We start from the raw sequence: 17,767 nt of genomic DNA, 5'->3' as shown, positions 1-17,767 counted from the left end.
CCCCCCCCCCCCCCCCCCACGGCACAGATGGCAAAAATACAACACATCTTTGCGAAAGGCGGTCCTCGGGCCGCCTTTTTCATATCCTGACACCCGAAACAAAATTTGGCCGAAGTCTCGCGCCCTGCTATGAGCCGAGGGCGCTTGGCTGGTCTCACATCGATTGGAAGGCGCGAACAAGCTAACGATTGGACGGCGAGAGACACATGCATTTGAGATCGGTTCTGAGCGGCACGCTGGCGCTGCTGCTCCTATCAGGCGTAACCGCTTCGGCGAGCGGTACAGGGCAATCAGCCGAGACCGGCTTTTCCTTTCATCTGCCGACACTCGAGTTGCCCAGCCTTTTCGGCGAGAAGAAAAAGCAAGATCAGGTCCAGCTCGCCCAGTCGAGCGGCGCCGGCGTGACCGGGCTCGAGGACCAAATGCGGCAGCTGACCGGCAAGGTCGAGGAACTCAATTTCCAGATCCTGCAGATGCAGGAGCAGATCCGCAAACAGCAGGAAGACAACGAGTTCCGCTTCCAGCAGCTTGAAGGCGGCTCGCAAGGTGGACAACCGCCGGCGCAGAAGAAATCAGATGCCACCACCGGGACCAACACCGACGTGGCCTCGGCCCCGGCAACCCAGGCGCCGGCCGATGCCGGCGCCGCGCCGGGCGGCGATCAAGGCGGCAAGACGGTCGAGGACGTCATCGTCGAATCACCCGACGGTGACCCCGGCAAGGTGATCCCCGGCAAGGGAGCGCCCGAAAAGACCTTTGGGTCCATCACTGTCGACAAGAACGGCAATGTGATCGATGCCGGCGGCAGCACGCAGGCAACCGCGCCGGCACAGGACACGGCACCAGCCGCCAGCGCGCCGGCCAAAGCCGGCAAGTCCGGCGGCACGGTGGTCGCCGCGCTGCCCGCGACCAACAATCCCGAAGAGCTCTATCGCAACTCCTACCAGTTCATCCTGTCGGGTGACTACGGCACCGCCGAACAGGGTTTCCGCGATCATATCTCGCGCTTCCCCAAGGACGCGAAGGCGGCGGACGCGCATTACTGGCTGGGGGAATCGCTGCTTGGCCAGCAGAAATACCGCGATGCGGCGGAAGTGTTCCTCGCCGCCAGCAAGGATTATCCCAAAGCCAAGAAGGCGCCCGACATGCTGTTGAAGCTGGGCGTGTCGCTGGTCGGTCTCAAGCAGCACGATGTTGCCTGCGCCACCTTCAGCGAGGTCGGCAAGCGCTATCCCGATATTTCCAGCACACTCAAGGAACGCGTCAAGCAGGAGAAGGCCCTGGCTGCGTGCTGATTTTTTCTGGGGGTCTCGTAGTCCCAAAACCGGGACCGCTTTTTGGCGACATGGATTGATGCTCGATACGGGGCCTGATCTTTCGACCGGACTCTTTTCGCATATCGATTTTTCCAACGGCGCCGTAGCGGCCGTATCCGGGGGCAGCGACTCGACTGCGCTCCTTCTCCTTCTCAAACAGCATCTCGACAAAACCGCGCCGTCCGCGAAGCTGCTCGCGGTCACAATCGACCACGGCTTGCGGCAAGGTTCGGCTGATGAGGCGCGGACCGTGGCGAAGCTTTGCGCGGATCGCGACATCGCCCACCGCATGCTGGCCTGGTCCGGCGCCAAGCCGTCGACCGGCCTGCCGGCGGCGGCGCGCGAGGCGCGCTACCAGCTGCTGGCCAGCGCCGCCCGGGCGGAAGGCATCGGCCTGATCGTGACCGGACATACAGCGGACGACCAGGCCGAGACGGTGCTGATGCGGCGCGATCGCAACGATGCGACCCGCGACGAGGGACGGGGCCTCGCCGGCATGGCGCCCGCCACCCTGCATGACTGGCGCGACTGGATCGTGCGACCGCTTCTTAGCGTGCGGCGCCATGCGCTGCGCGATTTCCTGCGGCGCCAACAGGTCGGTTGGGCCGAGGACCCGACCAATGCCGATGAAGCTTTCGAGCGCCCGCGCATGCGCGCAGCCCTTGCCGGGGAGGCCGGCGCGCAGCGCATGAACGACGCGCTGGCGTTGGCCGCGCGGCAGGCCGGCGACCGGACGCGGCTTGGCGGTGAGGCCGCCCGTCTGATCGAGCGCTTTGCCAGCCAGCCGGCGGCGGGCCTCATCCGGCTCGATCCGGCCCTGCTCGGCGCCGGCGCCGATCGGGCGGCGATATACGCACTGCGCGTTCTCCTGGCGACGTCAGGCGGGATTGCCTTCCTGCCGGACCAAGCCCGCGGCGAGGCGTTGTTCGCCCGGCTGAAAGCCGGATTTCTTTGCGCCACATTGTCGCGGACAGTGGTCGACTTTCGGCGCGCCGGCATCTTCCTGCGTCGGGAGATGCGCGATTTGCCGGCGGCGGCGGCAACGATCGACGGCGCCATCTGGGATGGGCGCCGCCAAATCACATTGAACGACGCCGGCGGCGCATTGTTGATCGCGCCATTCGGGGCAATGGCGGCGAAGCGGCTGGCTGTAGGCCGGGACGAAACCCCGCCAAGCCTGCTGCGCGCGGCATTGGCGGCGGAACCAGGCTGGCTGCAAGCCGCAGAGAAGGTGGGTGCGGAGCCCGATTGGCCGACATCGCAAGGGTTCGCGGCCTCGCCGGTCGTTGCTCCCTTTGCCCGCTTCCTGCCGTCCTTCGACCTGGCCCCGGCTCGCGCCGTCGCCGGGTTGATCGGCGCGGCACCGCTTCCCGCCCTGCCATTGCGTGGCCCTAGTGCCGGTTGATGCTGGGCGAAAGCTTAACCCAGACATGCTGTTCTGCTTGGCAAGGGGGTACGCTCTCCCTATGTTAGGCCCAAGTTTCCTCTCATGATGCTGTCCGCTCGCGGACGCCAACGGGACAATTGATGAATCCGAACTATCGCAACCTCGCGCTCTGGGCGATCATAGCGGTCCTGCTCATCGCCCTCTTCAATCTGTTCCAGACGCCGCAGACGCGCGGGGCTTCGAGCGATGTGCCTTATTCGCAGTTCCTGCAGGACGTCGCGGCCGGCCGGGTCAAGACGGTGACCATCGCGGGCGCCCGCATCACCGGCAACTACACCGACAATTCCAGCGGCTTCCAGACCTATTCGCCCGGCGATCCCCAGCTGGTCTCGCGGCTGCAGGACAAGAACGTCACCATCAATGCGCGGCCCGAGACCGACGGCTCCAATTCGCTGTTCGGCTATCTGATCTCGTGGCTGCCGATGATCCTCATCCTCGGCGTGTGGATATTCTTCATGCGCCAGATGCAGTCCGGCTCCGGGCGCGCCATGGGCTTCGGCAAGTCGAAGGCCAAGCTGCTTACCGAGGCGCATGGCCGCGTCACCTTCCAGGACGTCGCCGGCGTCGACGAGGCCAAGGAAGACCTCGAAGAGATCGTCGAATTCCTGCGCGATCCGCAGAAGTTCCAGCGCCTCGGCGGCAAGATTCCGCGCGGCGTGCTGCTGGTCGGCCCTCCCGGCACCGGCAAGACGCTGCTTGCCCGTTCGGTCGCCGGTGAAGCCAACGTGCCGTTCTTTACCATTTCGGGTTCGGATTTCGTCGAGATGTTCGTCGGCGTCGGCGCGTCCCGTGTCCGCGACATGTTCGACCAGGCCAAGAAGAATGCGCCCTGCATCATCTTCATCGACGAAATCGACGCCGTTGGCCGCCATCGCGGTGCCGGCCTCGGCGGCGGCAATGACGAGCGCGAGCAGACGCTGAACCAGCTGCTGGTCGAGATGGACGGCTTCGAGTCCAACGAAAGCATCATCCTGATCGCCGCCACCAACCGGCCCGACGTGCTCGATCCGGCGTTGCTGCGTCCAGGCCGTTTCGACCGCCAGGTGGTGGTGCCGAACCCAGACATCGTCGGCCGCGAGAAGATCCTCAAGGTGCATGTGCGCAACGTGCCGCTGGCGCCCAATGTCGACCTCAAGGTCGTCGCCCGTGGTACGCCCGGCTTCTCCGGCGCCGACCTGATGAACCTGGTCAACGAATCCGCGCTGATGGCGGCGCGGCGCAACAAGCGCCTCGTCACCATGGCCGAGTTCGAGGACGCCAAGGACAAGATCATGATGGGCGCCGAGCGCCGCTCGTCGGCCATGACCCAGGCCGAGAAGGAACTGACCGCCTATCACGAGGCCGGACACGCCATCCTGGCGCTCAACGTGCCGTCGGCCGATCCGCTGCACAAGGCGACCATCATCCCGCGCGGCCGCGCGCTCGGCATGGTCATGCAGTTGCCGGAAGGCGACCGCTATTCCATGAGCTACAAATACATGGTCTCGCGCCTCGCCATCATGATGGGCGGCCGCGTTGCCGAGGAGTTCAAGTTCGGCAAGGAGAACATCACGTCCGGTGCTTCCTCCGACATCGAGCAGGCGACCAAGCTGGCGCGCGCCATGGTCACGCGCTGGGGCTTCTCCGACAAGCTCGGCCATGTCGCCTATGGCGACAACCAGGAGGAAGTGTTCCTCGGCCATTCGGTGGCGCGCACGCAGAACATTTCGGAAGAGACCGCGCAGATCATCGACGGCGAGGTGCGCCGCCTGATCGACGAGGCCTATTCGACGGCGAAGTCGGTGCTGACCAAGAAGAAGAAGGAATGGATCGCGCTGGCGCAGGGCCTGCTCGAATACGAGACGCTGTCGGGCGAGGAGATCAAGCAGCTGATCGCGGGCAACAAGCCCTCGCGCGACCTCGGCGACGACACGCCGCCGAGCCGTGGCTCGGCCGTGCCGAAGTCCGGCGGCCGCCGCAAGAAGGGTCCCGAGCCCGAAGGCGGCATGGAGCCACAGCCGTCAAGCTAGACCAGAGCGGTTCACCGTTTCACGGAACGCAGAACCGCTCTGTTCTTTGACGCTATCCCCGACGCGCTTTAAGTCTTTGCTTCTAAGTATGTCGTCGCCCCCAAACCACCTTTGGGCGACATCGCATCAGGAGGCTGGCCGGACGTACATTTGGAACGTCAACCTCAGGCTAGCCCGAGGTCCAGATGTCGCCCGACAGCAGATCCTCGGGACAGCCTGAGGATAACGGCCACGTCTGCGGGAAAAACGGTGAACCGCTTTCCGCCGTTATCGCTTTTTATGATTCAGCTTTCAGCCGCGCATTGCACAGGCTGTAATAACCACCGCCCTTCTGGATCCAGCGAAGGCCGTTCAACGTACCTGCCTCCTTGTTGCCATGGTAACCCTGCAGGCAGGTCTTCATCCGTGCCTTCGCGGGCTTTTCGGTCTCGAACTCGGCGGCGAGGGTGGTCGGGAATGTTACGCCCGCTGGCGCTACAGTGGGGGCAAGTGCCGCGCTGGTTTCCTTTTTCGGCTGCGGTGCGGTTTCGACCTTATCCGCGCTGACACTCTCCGCAGCCGACGTCGCGCATTTCTCCTTGCGGAAAGCGGCCCAGTCCATGCCATTCAGAGTGCCGCTCTCCTTGGCTGTCCGATAGGTCTCGCCACATTCCTTCATCGTCAATGCGCTTGCAGGGGCGACGCCGCAAGCAACCAATGCCGTCACAGCCAATACCGCCAATTTTAAACTGGGCATAAGATCCTCCTGGTTGATGACAAGTTCAGACGTCTTTTGTATACTGTTTGTTCCTGATATGTTCAATCAGAATTTTCATGAGTTACCAATCAGCCTCGCGGCGAGAGTGTAAGCGAATTGATGATGCAGGCAGCTTCCGCGATATGCAGACGCGAGCAAGACCCTGGCGTCTTCGTGCGCAACAAAAGGCCCGCGAAGCAGATGCATCGCGGGCCTTTGCCTGGCCTTGCCAGATTTCATCTAATTCAATTCACCGTCATGCCCCATCGATCCCGGGGGGGATGCTATGCGCGGCTCAGCCCTTCAGCTTGGCATTGCAGAGGCTGTAGAAGCCGCCGCCCTTCTGGATCCACTTCAGACCGCCGAGTGCGTTGGCGTCCTTGAGGACATAGTACTGGTCAAGGCAGGTATGCATGCGGCCTTTTCCGGGGGTCTCGCTGGCATATTTCGCCGAGATCGCGGACGGGAAGGTGACGCCCTTGGGGGCAACCGTCGTCGGCTTTGCGGGTTCCTTGGTGTAGCTCGCCTCGCTTGGAGCGGGCACGCTGTCGTCATCCGAGGCACTGGCGCCGCATTCGGCCTTGCGGAAGTCGTTCCACTTCATGCCCTTCAGCGTGTTCGCCGTCTTGGCAGCCTGGTACTTGGTGCTGCATTCGGCCATGCTCAGGCCCTTGCCAGAAGCTGCGGCCGTCGTGGTCGCAGCCTTGGTGGTCGCCGGCTTGACGGTGTCGGCGGCGGCGGATGCGCCAGCGGCGCATTCGGCCTTGCGGAAGTCGTTCCACTTCATGCCGTTCAATGTGCCGGCGGCCTTGGCCGCCTGGTACTTGGTGCTGCATTCCTTGGCGGTCAGGCCCTTGGCCGTGCTGTCGCTGGCCGCTGCGGCGGCCTTGGTGGTCTTGGCCGGCTTGGCTTCGGCCGGCTTGCTTTCAGCAGCCTTGGTCGTGGCCGCCTTGGTGTCGGTGGTGGCGGCGGCGTCAGTGCCGCACTGTGCCTTGCGGAACTGGTTCCAGGTCGCCCCGGCAAGTGTCCCAGCGTCCTTGGCGGCGTTGTACTTCGTGCTGCACTCGGCCATCGTCAGCGCGTTGGCTGGCGCGGCCAGGAACAACGTCGCGACCGCGAGGCCGGTCAGAGTAGCAATTCGGTGGATGAGCATAGCGTTTCTCCGTGGCTGCAGCCCATTATACGTCCCAGCGAATCAATAACGCTCAACGGTCGGTTGCGCCAGATGCCAAGCGGCTTATATATCGCCGAAATCGCTTTCTAACGACAAGGTGATGAAATCATTCGGCCTGACTGCCGCCGAGGCAAGAATTCTCGGGATGTATCCGCGCCGAATGGCTGGCAAAACTGGTATATGTGACGCCACAGCGTCTCCGTGCTAGGCTGCGGCCATGTTGTGTGCAACGCACAACAATGATTTTCTAAGGATTGGTAACATATAATCACACAATGTGATCGAGGCACGACGGCCAATTGTGGCATGACGTGCCGGCTAAGGACAACCAAGGAAACTGACTGGCATGGCAGGGAATTACTTCGGCACGGACGGCATTCGCGGGCGCGCCAACAAGTTTCCGATGACCGCGGAAATCGCCATGCGGGTCGGCATGGCCGCCGGCCTTTCGTTCCAGCGCGGCAGCCATCGCCATCGTGTCGTGCTCGGCAAGGACACCAGGCTGTCCGGCTATATGATCGAAAACGCGATGGTGGCCGGCCTTTGCGCCGCCGGCATGGACGTGTTTCTGCTCGGACCGATCCCGACCCCGGCGGTTGCCATGCTGGTGCGCTCGCTGCGCGCCGACATTGGCGTCATGATCTCGGCCTCTCACAATCCCTACTACGACAACGGCATCAAGCTGTTCGGCCCAGACGGCTACAAGCTGTCCGACGAGATCGAAGAGCGCATCGAGAGCATGCTCGACAAGGATATCGAACTGGCGCTCGCCGATTCCGACGGGCTTGGCCGCGCCAAGCGCGTCGACGGCGTGCATGACCGTTACATCGAATTCGCCAAGCGCACCTTGCCGCGCTCGATGTCGCTTTCGGGTCTGCGGATCGTCGTCGACTGTGCCAATGGCGCGGCCTACAAGGTGGCGCCCGAGGCGCTGTGGGAACTGGGCGCCGAAGTCGTGGCCATCAATGTCGAACCCAATGGCTTCAACATCAACAAGGAATGCGGCTCGACCCATCCCGCCGATCTGCAGAAAAAGGTGCACGAAGTGCGCGCCGACATCGGCATCGCGCTTGATGGCGATGCGGACCGGGTCGTCATCGTCGACGAGAACGGCGCCATCGTCGACGGCGACCAGATCATGGCGCTGATTGCCGAGTCCTGGCACCAGAGCGGGCGGCTGGCTGGCGGTGGCGTCGTTTCGACGGTCATGTCCAATCTCGGCCTCGAGCGCTTTCTCGGCGACATGAAGCTGCAATTGCATCGCACCAAGGTCGGTGACCGCTATGTCGTGGAGCATATGCGCGCGCATGGGCTCAATGTCGGTGGTGAGCAGTCGGGCCACATCGTGCTGTCCGACTTCTCGACCACCGGCGACGGGCTGGTCTCGGCACTGCAGGTGCTGGCCTGCATCAAGCGGCAAGGCCGCCCGGTCAGCGAACTGTCGAAGAAGTTCGAGCCGGTGCCGCAACTGCTGAAGAACGTTCGCATCGCCGGCGGCAAACCGTTGGAGGAAGCCCCGGTCAAGGCCGCGATCGAGGACGCCCGCCATCGTCTCGGCAAGGCCGGGCGGCTGGTCATCCGTCCATCCGGCACCGAGCCGCTGATCCGTGTGATGGCCGAGGGCGACGATCCGCAACTGGTCGAGGCCGTCGTCAACGACATCGTCGAGGTCATCTCGGAAACCCGCAGCAGCGCCGCCTGATCCCCGCCAGCCTCGAAGGCGTCACGCCGCCGCCTTCATTGCATCGAAGCCCGCCCCTCCGGCGGGCTTTTTTGTTGGCAAAGGATCGGTCTCTTTCTGTCGAAATCCTTGCCAGATCTCCGGGATTCTGGAGATTCGTGGTTAATCGACAGGGTTAAACGCCTTTTAACTTTTGCAATTCATTATCCACGCCTGAAAGCCAATCTTATTCGGACGCGATCGCCGTTCCGAGGTTTCTAGGGGTGACAAGCATGTTCAATACAGCAAGAAAGGCCCTGTTCGCGCTGCTGTTCGCGGGCTTGGCCTGGCCGGTGTTCGCAGCTGACCTGCCCGAGCCGCAAGTCGAAGAAGCGCCGCCGCCGGTCTATGAGCAACCGGTCGATGTCGGCGGCTGGTATATCCGTGGCGACCTCGACTATCACAAGTCGAAGGTCGGTGACATCGACTACATCACCTACGGCGCCGCGCCTTGCCCGTGCGGGCCTCCTGTCGGGGTCGCCGGGAGCAAGTCCTTCGACTATGGCAAGCTCAAGGGCGGCTTCTCGCTTGGCGGCGGCGTCGGCTACAAGATCAATGAACACTTCCGCACCGACCTGACCGCCGACTACTGGTTCAAGTCGAACTTCAACGGCGGCACCTCGGATCTCACCACGGTCTCGGTCGAGTCGTCGAAGATGAGCGCCTTGCTGCTTCTGGCAAATGCCTATGTCGATATCGGCACCTGGCACGGCATCACGCCCTATGTCGGCGCCGGTATCGGCGGAGCGCGCGTCAAATGGGATACTGTCTACGACCCGACCCCGGGCGCAACCGAGTCCAACCCCGGAACATCCAGCTGGCGCTTCGCGTACGCGGTAATGGCCGGCGCCTCCTACTGCTTGACCGACAAAGTCATCCTCGATGCTGGTTACCGTTTCTCCCATATTCAAGGCGGTCGCATGTTCGAGTATGGTCCAGCCGGCGCCACGCCGGGCGCCGGGCCGGGCTTCGATCACGGCTTCAACACCCACGAGGTGCGCGGCGGTCTGCGTTACCAGTTCGGCGGCAACAACGGTTGCGCCGCGCCGGTGGTGGCCTATCAGCCGGAGCCCGAGCCGATCTACACCAAGTAATCGCTTCGAAGTTTCCAGGAATTCGTCGACCGCCCGGCATCAGCCGGGCGGTTTTCGTTTGAGATGAGCCGAGGTCAGCCCGTTCGAAATCAATTCGCTAACCCTCTGTTAGCCTTAACCGGCACTTAACCACTATGGCTAACAATGGCTCATGAAACGTTGGCCGCCGTTGCTTGTTTGACGGTGCCGAATTCGGGAGCCGGGGACCATGATACCAATATCGCGTATGGCGCTGGCGCTTGCCGCACTGCTGTTGCCGCTGGCGCCTGCAATCGCCGCCGACTACGATCCGCCGATCTATGTCGACCAGGCGCCGGATTATGTGCCGGTCGAGGTCGGCTCCGGCTGGTATTTGCGCGGCGATGTAGGATATGCGTTCAGCCATCCATTCGATCACGAGGAGGTCTCGAGCGGGCCTCTGAACAGCTTTACGTCCGAGAGCAGCCTTTTTACGGGCAGCGTCGGCATGGGCTATCACGTCAACGACTATCTTCGTGTGGAACTGAATGGCGGGATTCTGCCGACCAATAAATTCGCCGATCACCAGAAACTTTCCACCACCTGCAAAGGCACTACGCTCGTAGATGACGGTTTCGGAACGATCAATTCCGCGCCCGCATCGCAGTTGTGCGATCAGGTCGACAATGGCAATAACAAAGCGTACAGTCTCATGGCCAATGGCTATGTCGACCTTGGCACTTATGTTGGGATCACTCCCTATATCGGCGGCGGCATCGGCCTTGCGTACAACAAATATTACAAGAGCATCGGCGCGAAGGATTGCGTGGAAACACCGGTCAACTCCGCCGGAACTGGCGGGTTTTTCTGCAATGATCCCGCAGGGTATGATGGCCAAACCGATACGGCTGCCAAATTCAACTTCGCTTACTCGATCGGCGCCGGGCTATCTTATCAGGTTACCAAGAACGTTTCCGTCGATCTGGGCTATGAGTATTTCTCGGTGCCGGACGGCAAGTATGTCGCCTATGACAATGGCGCCTTCAACATTCACAAGGGCATAGACTACCAGACGGTCAAGCTCGGGCTACGCTACGACCTCTGGTAAGGTTTGGGAAAGACGGGGCTTTGACGGCGGATCCCTGTGGTCCGCCGTTTGCGTTTGAATCACGAAATACTGCTTGCGGGCCTTCTTCTCGATGCATGTCGTAGCCCCAAAACCGCCGCGCACTTTTGGGCGACATGCATCCGGTATCCCGGCAGCGACAAAAACTTTCCTCTTGACGCCCGATGCCTGAACGCATATCGCCGTCCGTGGGCCACCCCTCCCCAACGAGGGGCCACTATCTGGAAGGATAGACCACGATGACGACGCTTACGAAGCCCGGACTCCGTCCGGCAAATCCCAATTTTTCCTCTGGTCCCTGCGCAAAACGTCCCGGCTGGTCGGTCGAGGCGCTGAAAGCTGCCGCGCTCGGCCGTTCCCACCGCGCCAAGATCGGCAAGACCAAGCTCGAGCAGGCGATCGCGTTGACGCGCGAGATACTCAAGGTCCCGGCCGACTACCGGATCGGCATCGTGCCGGCTTCCGACACAGGTGCCGTCGAGATGGCGCTGTGGTCTCTTCTCGGCGAGCGCGGCGTCGACATGGTCGCCTGGGAAAGCTTCGGCTCCGGCTGGGTCACCGACGTGGTCAAGCAGCTGAAACTCGCCGATATCAGAAAGATCGAGGCCGGTTATGGCGCGCTGCCTGATCTGACCAAGATCGATTTCGATCGCGACGTGGTCTTCACTTGGAACGGCACGACCTCGGGCGTGCGCGTGCCGGACGGTGACTTCATTCCCGCCGATCGCAAGGGCCTGACCATTTGCGACGCTACTTCCGCGGCCTTCGCGCAAAGGCTCGACTTCGAGAAGCTCGATGTCGTGACCTTCTCCTGGCAGAAGGTGCTGGGCGGCGAGGGCGCGCATGGCATGCTGATCCTGTCGCCGCGTGCCGTAGCGCGGCTGGAGAGCTACAAGCCTTCATGGCCGCTGCCGAAAATCTTCCGCCTGACCTCGGGCGGCAAGCTGATCGAGGGCATTTTCAAGGGCGAAACCATCAACACGCCGTCGATGCTTTGCGTCGAGGATTATCTCGACGCGTTGAACTGGGCTAAGTCGGTCGGCGGCCTCGATGCGCTGATTGCCAGGGCGGATGCCAATGCCGCCGTGCTCGACCGGTTCGTGGAAAGATCATCCTGGCTCGGCCATCTTGCGGTGGCCCCGGCGACACGCTCGAACACGTCGGTCTGTCTGTCCTTCACCGACCCCGATATCGCGGCGCTCGACGCTGATGGACAGGCGGCGTTTGCCAAGGGCCTGGTCTCGACGCTCGACAAGGAAGGCGTCGCCTACGACATCGGTTCTTATCGCGATGCCCCGCCGGGATTGCGCATCTGGTGCGGCGCAACCGTCGAGACCTCCGATCTCGAAGCGCTGCTGCCTTGGCTCGACTGGGCCTTTGCCAGCCAGAAGGCGTCGCTCAAAGCGGCCGCCTGAGAGTTTCCGTGGCGGCCCCGAGGGCCGTCCGTTCCCGGGTCAATTTCATTTTCAAGGAGGCCGCCATGGCGCCCCGCGTTCTCGTCTCTGACAAACTCTCTCCCACCGCCGTGCAGATATTCAAGGATCGCGGCGTCGAGGTCGACTATCTGCCCGACCTCGGCAAGGACAAGGAAAAGCTGCTCGAAGTGATCGGCAAGTATGACGGTCTCGCCATCCGTTCGGCGACCAAGGTCACCGAGAAGCTGATCAACGCGGCCACCAATCTCAAGGTCGTCGGCCGCGCCGGCATCGGCGTCGACAATGTCGATATCCCGGCGGCAAGCCGCAAGGGTATCATCGTGATGAACACGCCCTTCGGCAATTCGATCACGACGGCCGAACACGCCGTGGCGATGATCTTCGCGCTCGCCCGCCAGATCCCGGAAGCCAACGCTTCGACCCATGCCGGCAAATGGGAGAAGAACCGCTTCATGGGCGTCGAGATCACCGGCAAGACGCTGGGCGTCATCGGCTGCGGCAATATCGGTTCGATCGTCGCCACACGCGGCGTCGGGCTGAAGATGCACGTCGTCGCCTTTGATCCGTTCCTGTCGGACAAGCGGGCCGAGGAGCTCGGCGTCGACAAGGTGGAACTGGACGAACTCTTCGCCCGCGCCGACTTCATCACGCTGCACACGCCGTTGACCGACAAGACCCGCAACATCATCGATGCGGCGGCGATCGCCAAGATGAAGAATGGCGTGCGTATCATCAACTGCGCGCGTGGCGGGCTGGTGGTCGAGGCCGACCTGGTCGCGGCGCTGAAGAGCGGCAAGGTGGCAGGCGCCGGCATCGATGTGTTCGAGGTCGAACCGGCGGAGCAGAATGCGCTGTTCGGCATGGAGAACGTGGTGGCGACACCACACCTTGGCGCCTCGACGGCGGAAGCGCAGGAGAATGTCGCGCTGCAGGTCGCCGAGCAGATGGCCGACTACCTGATCAAGGGCGCGGTCTCCAACGCCATCAACATGCCCTCGATCACGGCGGAAGAGGCACCGCGGCTGAAGCCTTTCGTCAAGCTCGCCGAAGTGCTGGGCGCCTTTGTCGGCCAGGTCACCGAGGATCCGATCAGCGAAGTCGAGATCCTGTTCGACGGCTCGACCGCGACGATGAACACGCGGGCGCTGATCAGTGCCGCCCTGGCCGGACTGATCCGGCCGCAGGTCGCCGACGTCAACATGGTGTCGGCGCCGATCATGGTGAAGGAGCGCGGCATCATCGTCGCCGAGGTCAAGCGCGACAAATCTGGCGTCTTCGACGGCTACATCAAGCTGACCGTCAAGACCGAGCACATGACGCGCTCGATCGCCGGTACCTGCTTTTCGGACGGCAAGCCGCGCTTCATTCAGATCAAGGGCATCAATCTCGACGCCGAGGTCGGCCAGCACATGCTGTATACGACCAATGCCGATGCGCCCGGCATTATTGGCCTGCTCGGCACTGTCTGCGGCGAGAACGACGTCAACATCGCCAACTTCCAGCTTGGCCGCAACCGGCCGGGCGGTGACGCTATCGCACTGCTCTATCTCGACGCCCCGTTCCCCGAGAAGGTGCTGGAGCAGGTGCGCGGCCACAAGTCGATCGATTCGGCAAAGCGGCTGCGGTTCGATGTGGGCGGGATCTAGCTCCCCCACGCCCTCTGAGGTGACAAGCCATACATCAGACGCCCCGTTTGCCGGCATGCATGCGGGGCGTCTCCACGACCGCTGGAGCCGCCCGAGGGCTTGCGTCGTTGCGGGCGCCGCCGCAGGCGTCGCGCCAACGGCGTCCTTGCGTCAAGCTGCTGCAAGATATCCTTTTTAGCCGTCAGTACATTAGCGGATGTAGATAAGCATAAGGTCTGGCCCAATCTAACGATTTTGTGATCTGCTTGACGATCCCGGTTTCTTTCCGCACGCTGCGGTCAATTGATGGATGCGATCTAAACTTAACTGAGTTGGTCATGATTTTGCGCGTAACATCCGGCGCGCCTCTGTTGCTGCCGGGGTGCCTTCGATGGATCATCGCAATACTGTCCGACTGAGCCGGCGTCTTTTTCTGTCTTCGGCTGCGATGTTTACAGTGACGGCAACATCGGCAGGTTTTGCCCGATCCTTGTCTGGCTCGCTGCCCTGGGCGCCGCTGTCTTCCGATCCTCCTATGCAGGTGGTGTCCGGCGGCTGGCAGTTCTTCACGCCGCAGGAAGCCGCGCTGGTCGAGGCTATCGTCGACCGCATCATCCCCGCCGACGATCTGTCGATGGGCGGCAAGGAGGCCGGCTGCGCCGTCTATATAGACCGTCAGTTGACGGGCGCGTTCGGAACGTCGAGCCGGCTCTACACAAAAGGACCGTTTCTGCCGGGATTGCCCACGCAGGGCTACCAGGGCGAGGCAAACCCCGCCCAGCGCTACCGCTCCGGCCTCGCCGCCATCGACGCTTTCCTGAAGCAGCGCGATGGCAAGACATTCGCCGAACTCCAGCCGGCCGATCAGGATACGTTCCTGGCCGCGATGGAAGCTGGAAAGGTCGACTTGCCCAATGGAGTCAAGGCTGCCGGCTTCTTCGGACTTCTGCTGCAGAACACGATGGAAGGGTTCTTTGCCGATCCGGTGTATGGCGGCAACAAGGACATGGTGTCGTGGCGCATGCTTGGTTTCCCCGGCGCGCGCTATGACTACCGGGATCACGTCAGCAAGCACAATCAGCCCTATCCGCGGCCGCCCGTCTCGATCGAGGGCAGCCCGGAATGGCTCGTAAAAAGGAGCTGACCATGACGACGATACTGCCCCGCAAGGACGTCGTGATCGTCGGCCTCGGCTGGACGGGGTCCATCCTTGCGCATGAACTGACCGATCAGGGCCTGGACGTGCTGGCCATCGAGCGTGGTCCCTGGCGCGACACGGCGACCGATTTCAACATCGGCTATGCGCAGGACGAGTTGCGCTACAGCGTGCGGCGCGACCTGTTCCTGCAGCCAGCAGTCGAAACCATGACGATGCGCAACGACCCTTCGCAGACGGCGCTGCCGATGCGCGATTTCGGCTCGTTCCTGCCCGGCAACGGCGTCGGCGGCGCAGGCGTCCATTGGAACGGCCACACCTGGCGGTTCTGGGACTCCGACTTCCAGATCAAGACCAACCTGACCAAGAAGTATGGCGCGGCGCGGATCGCCGATCTCCAGGTCGAGGACTGGGGCGTGACCGGCGCCGAGATGGAGCCGTATTACGACCAGTTCGAATATCTGGCGGGAATCTCGGGCAAGGCCGGCAATATCAAGGGACAGATACAGGAAGGTGGCAACCCGTTCGAGGATCCGAGGTCCCGGGACTACCCAAATCCGCCAATGGAGATGACCTACGCGCCGACCCTGTTCGCCAATGCCGGCAGGTCCATGGGACTGCACCCGTTCCCGACACCGTCCGCAAACATGTCGCGGCCCTATGTCAATCCGCTCGGCATCACCATGGGGCAGTGCACCTACTGCGGATTCTGCGAGCGGTTCGGCTGCGCCAACTATTCCAAATCCAGCGCCCAGACCACCATCCTTCCCGTGCTGATGAAGAAGGCCAATTTCGAGGTGCGCACCGACAGCGAGGTGCTGCATGTCGATCTCGCCGCCGGCGGCAAGTCCGCGCGAGGTGTCACTTACGTCGATACGTCGGGGCAGGAATTCTTCCAGCCGGCCGATCTCGTGCTTCTGTGCGCCTACGGCCTGCACAATGCCCGGCTGATGATGCTGTCGGGCATCGGCAAGATCTACGATCCCGCTACCGGCGAGGGCACCGTCGGGCGCAATTATTGCTACCAGACCAATGCCGGCGTGCAGGTGTTCTTCGACGATAAGAACTTCAACCCGTTCATTGCCGCGGGCGCGCTCGGACAGACGATCGACGACTATAATGGCGACGCCTTCGACCATGGCGGCCTCGATTTCGTCGGCGGCGCGGGCATCAACTGCATTCCCACCAATGGACGTCCGATCGGGACGAGGCCGACGCTGCCCGGCACGCCGAAATGGGGTAGCGCCTGGAAGAAGGCGACCGTCGCGGGCTACAAAAGCACGCTTGGCTTCTCCTCGCAGGGCAGCAGCTATGCGACGCGCACCAACTACCTCGACCTCGATCCGACCTACAAGGATCGCTTCGGCCGGCCGCTCATGCGCATGACCTTCGATTTTCCCGACAATGATATCCGAATGTCGAATTATCTCTGCGACCGGATGGAGGAGATCGCCAAGACGCTTGGGGGCAAGCAGTACAATGTCGGCCGCCGCAAGAAGGGCTGGGACAGCGTCCCTTATCAAAGCACCCATAATACGGGCGGCGCCATCATGGGAACGGACCCTAGGAAGAGTGCGGTCAACAGCTTCCTGCAAAGCTGGGATGTGCCCAACGTCTTCGTCATCGGCGCCTCGGCCTTTCCGCAGAATGCCGGCAAGAATCCGACGGGAACGGTCGGCGCGCTCGCCTACCGCGCCGCCGACGGCATCCGCAATCACTATTTGCGTAATCCCGGCGCGCCCTTGGTGCAGGCATGAGGACGCTCGCCGCCGCCGCCGGCGCCGCCGTGCTGGCGATCACGCCGGCGCTCGCCGCCGACCAGGCCGACCAGATCATCCGTGGCCAGTATCAGGCCGTGCTCGGCGATTGCGCGGGCTGTCATACCAGGCCGGGCGGCAAGCCGCTGGCCGGCGGCCTGCCGCTCGAAACGCCTTTCGGCACACTGGTGCCGCCCAACATCACGCCCGACCACGAGACGGGCATCGGCAATTGGTCCGAGGCAGATTTCCGCAACATGATGAAGACCGGCGTCGGCCACAATGGCGTGCGGCTCTATCCCGCCATGCCTTACCCCGCCTATACCAGGATGAACGAGCAGGACATTTCCGACCTGTGGGCCTACATGACCACGGTCGACCCGGTTTCGAACAAGGTCGAAGCCAACCAGCTGCCGTTCCCGCTGAACATCCGGCTGGCGATGTGGGGCTGGAACCTCCTCAACTTCAGCGAGGCAAGCTTCCAGGCCGACCCCTCCAAATCGGCGGAATGGAACCGCGGCGCCTATATCGTCCAGGGCGCCGGGCACTGCGGCACCTGCCACACGCCCAAATCGTTCCTTGGAGCGGACCAAGACAGCGGCTTCCTGCAAGGCGCCTCGCTGCAAGGCTGGTTTGCCCCCGACATCACCAACAATGCCCAATCCGGCTTGGGCAAATGGTCGCAAGACGATGTGGTCGCCTACCTCAGGACCGGCGTCAACGCGCATTCGATCGCATCCGGTCCGATGGCCGAGGCGATCGAGAACTCGACTTCCAAAATGACGGATCCCGACCTCAAGGCCGTGGCCGTCTATCTCAAGAGCCTGGGGCCGGACACCGGCAATGCGCAGGCGACCAAGCCCGACGAGGCGCGGATGGTGGCGGGCGCGGCGATCTATCATGACAATTGTTCGGCCTGCCATGGCGGCGATGGCGCCGGGGCCGGAGCGCTTTTCCCGGCGCTTGTCGGCAACTCGATCGTCGCGCAGGGCAATCCCGAGACCCTGGCCCGCATCGTTCTCGCCGGAAGCCAGGCCGTGCACACGGCCGGCGCGCCGACGACGCCTTCGATGCCCTCATTGGCATGGCGGCTGAAGGACCAGGAAATCGCCGACGTGCTGACCTATGTGCGCGGCAGCTGGGGCAATTCCGCTCCGGCGGTCTCGTCGGACGATATCGCGGCGGTGCGCAAGGAATTGGTGAAGTAATCCGG

General features: G+C 62.8%; 13 protein-coding genes. 11 read left to right on the top strand and 2 right to left on the bottom strand.

Going from position 1 to position 17,767, the window contains the following annotated elements:
* Positions 1–206: 206 nt before the first annotated feature.
* The 3 genes from ybgF to ftsH all read left to right on the top strand — a co-directional run bounded on the left by ybgF (position 207) and on the right by ftsH (position 4,772).
* Positions 207–1,295, top strand: coding sequence for a tol-pal system protein YbgF (ybgF, locus tag LB516_RS20075; protein WP_224720241.1), 1,089 nt, complete (start codon positions 207–209; stop codon positions 1,293–1,295).
* 58 nt (positions 1,296–1,353) lie between these two features.
* Entirely contained in the window at positions 1,354–2,721 is a 1,368-nt protein-coding gene (tilS, locus tag LB516_RS20070; protein WP_224720246.1) for a tRNA lysidine(34) synthetase TilS, read from the top strand.
* 122 nt (positions 2,722–2,843) lie between these two features.
* A complete protein-coding gene (gene ftsH / locus LB516_RS20065; RefSeq protein WP_015315275.1) occupies positions 2,844–4,772 on the top strand; it encodes an ATP-dependent zinc metalloprotease FtsH in 1,929 nt (642 codons plus the stop codon).
* Positions 4,773–5,049: 277 nt separating this feature from the next.
* Here the strand turns inward: ftsH and LB516_RS20060 are convergent, their stop codons facing one another.
* Positions 5,050–5,508 (bottom strand): hypothetical protein, encoded by a 459-nt coding sequence (locus tag LB516_RS20060; RefSeq protein ID WP_015315276.1) that lies wholly within the window; start codon positions 5,506–5,508, stop codon positions 5,050–5,052.
* A gap of 295 nt (positions 5,509–5,803) precedes the next feature.
* Positions 5,804–6,661, bottom strand: a complete 858-nt coding sequence (locus LB516_RS20055; protein WP_224587058.1) for a hypothetical protein — start codon at positions 6,659–6,661, stop codon at positions 5,804–5,806.
* A 367-nt stretch (positions 6,662–7,028) separates the two neighbouring features.
* Here LB516_RS20055 and glmM point away from each other — a divergent pair, with 367 nt between their 5' ends.
* The 8 genes from glmM to LB516_RS20015 all read left to right on the top strand — a co-directional run bounded on the left by glmM (position 7,029) and on the right by LB516_RS20015 (position 17,762).
* The gene (gene glmM, locus LB516_RS20050) at positions 7,029–8,384 is read left to right on the top strand and encodes a phosphoglucosamine mutase (protein WP_224720240.1); all 1,356 of its coding nucleotides are present in this window, start codon (positions 7,029–7,031) and stop codon (positions 8,382–8,384) included.
* A gap of 251 nt (positions 8,385–8,635) precedes the next feature.
* Positions 8,636–9,496 (top strand): outer membrane protein, encoded by an 861-nt coding sequence (locus LB516_RS20045; protein WP_015315279.1) that lies wholly within the window; start codon positions 8,636–8,638, stop codon positions 9,494–9,496.
* 208 nt (positions 9,497–9,704) lie between these two features.
* Positions 9,705–10,562, top strand: coding sequence for an outer membrane protein (locus LB516_RS20040; protein ID WP_224720239.1), 858 nt, complete (start codon positions 9,705–9,707; stop codon positions 10,560–10,562).
* A 257-nt stretch (positions 10,563–10,819) separates the two neighbouring features.
* A complete protein-coding gene (locus tag LB516_RS20035) occupies positions 10,820–11,995 on the top strand; it encodes a phosphoserine transaminase (RefSeq protein ID WP_015315281.1) in 1,176 nt (391 codons plus the stop codon).
* A 65-nt stretch (positions 11,996–12,060) separates the two neighbouring features.
* Positions 12,061–13,662 carry a phosphoglycerate dehydrogenase gene (gene serA / locus LB516_RS20030; RefSeq protein ID WP_015315282.1) on the top strand — a complete coding sequence of 534 codons (1,602 nt, stop codon included), beginning with the start codon at positions 12,061–12,063 and terminating at the stop codon, positions 13,660–13,662.
* A gap of 514 nt (positions 13,663–14,176) precedes the next feature.
* The gene (locus LB516_RS20025) at positions 14,177–14,785 is read left to right on the top strand and encodes a gluconate 2-dehydrogenase subunit 3 family protein (protein ID WP_224526737.1); all 609 of its coding nucleotides are present in this window, start codon (positions 14,177–14,179) and stop codon (positions 14,783–14,785) included.
* Between the two features lie 2 nt (positions 14,786–14,787).
* A complete protein-coding gene (locus LB516_RS20020; protein WP_140791716.1) occupies positions 14,788–16,554 on the top strand; it encodes a GMC family oxidoreductase in 1,767 nt (588 codons plus the stop codon).
* On the top strand, positions 16,551–17,762 hold the full coding sequence (locus LB516_RS20015) for a c-type cytochrome (protein ID WP_224720238.1): 1,212 nt from the start codon (positions 16,551–16,553) through the stop codon (positions 17,760–17,762). The genes LB516_RS20020 and LB516_RS20015 overlap by 4 nt, the downstream gene beginning before the upstream one ends.
* Positions 17,763–17,767: the final 5 nt, after the last annotated feature.

The organism is Mesorhizobium sp. CO1-1-7 (assembly GCF_020164885.1).
GTDB classification, from domain to species: domain Bacteria; phylum Pseudomonadota; class Alphaproteobacteria; order Rhizobiales; family Rhizobiaceae; genus Mesorhizobium; species Mesorhizobium australicum.
The sequence above is the reverse complement of the archived record's forward strand: the minus strand, read 5'-3'. Positions and strand labels throughout refer to the sequence as shown.

Bases quoted from the DNA above. Each gene is read 5' to 3' on its own strand.
- ybgF (WP_224720241.1), top strand. From the start codon at position 207: ATGCATTTGAGATCGGTTCTGAGCGGCACGCTGGCGCTGCTGCTCCTA.
- tilS (WP_224720246.1), top strand. From the start codon at position 1,354: ATGCTCGATACGGGGCCTGATCTTTCGACCGGACTCTTTTCGCATATC.
- ftsH (WP_015315275.1), top strand. From the start codon at position 2,844: ATGAATCCGAACTATCGCAACCTCGCGCTCTGGGCGATCATAGCGGTC.
- LB516_RS20060 (WP_015315276.1), bottom strand. From the start codon at position 5,508: ATGCCCAGTTTAAAATTGGCGGTATTGGCTGTGACGGCATTGGTTGCT.
- LB516_RS20055 (WP_224587058.1), bottom strand. From the start codon at position 6,661: ATGCTCATCCACCGAATTGCTACTCTGACCGGCCTCGCGGTCGCGACG.
- glmM (WP_224720240.1), top strand. From the start codon at position 7,029: ATGGCAGGGAATTACTTCGGCACGGACGGCATTCGCGGGCGCGCCAAC.
- LB516_RS20045 (WP_015315279.1), top strand. From the start codon at position 8,636: ATGTTCAATACAGCAAGAAAGGCCCTGTTCGCGCTGCTGTTCGCGGGC.
- LB516_RS20040 (WP_224720239.1), top strand. From the start codon at position 9,705: ATGATACCAATATCGCGTATGGCGCTGGCGCTTGCCGCACTGCTGTTG.
- LB516_RS20035 (WP_015315281.1), top strand. From the start codon at position 10,820: ATGACGACGCTTACGAAGCCCGGACTCCGTCCGGCAAATCCCAATTTT.
- serA (WP_015315282.1), top strand. From the start codon at position 12,061: ATGGCGCCCCGCGTTCTCGTCTCTGACAAACTCTCTCCCACCGCCGTG.
- LB516_RS20025 (WP_224526737.1), top strand. From the start codon at position 14,177: ATGCAGGTGGTGTCCGGCGGCTGGCAGTTCTTCACGCCGCAGGAAGCC.
- LB516_RS20020 (WP_140791716.1), top strand. From the start codon at position 14,788: ATGACGACGATACTGCCCCGCAAGGACGTCGTGATCGTCGGCCTCGGC.
- LB516_RS20015 (WP_224720238.1), top strand. From the start codon at position 16,551: ATGAGGACGCTCGCCGCCGCCGCCGGCGCCGCCGTGCTGGCGATCACG.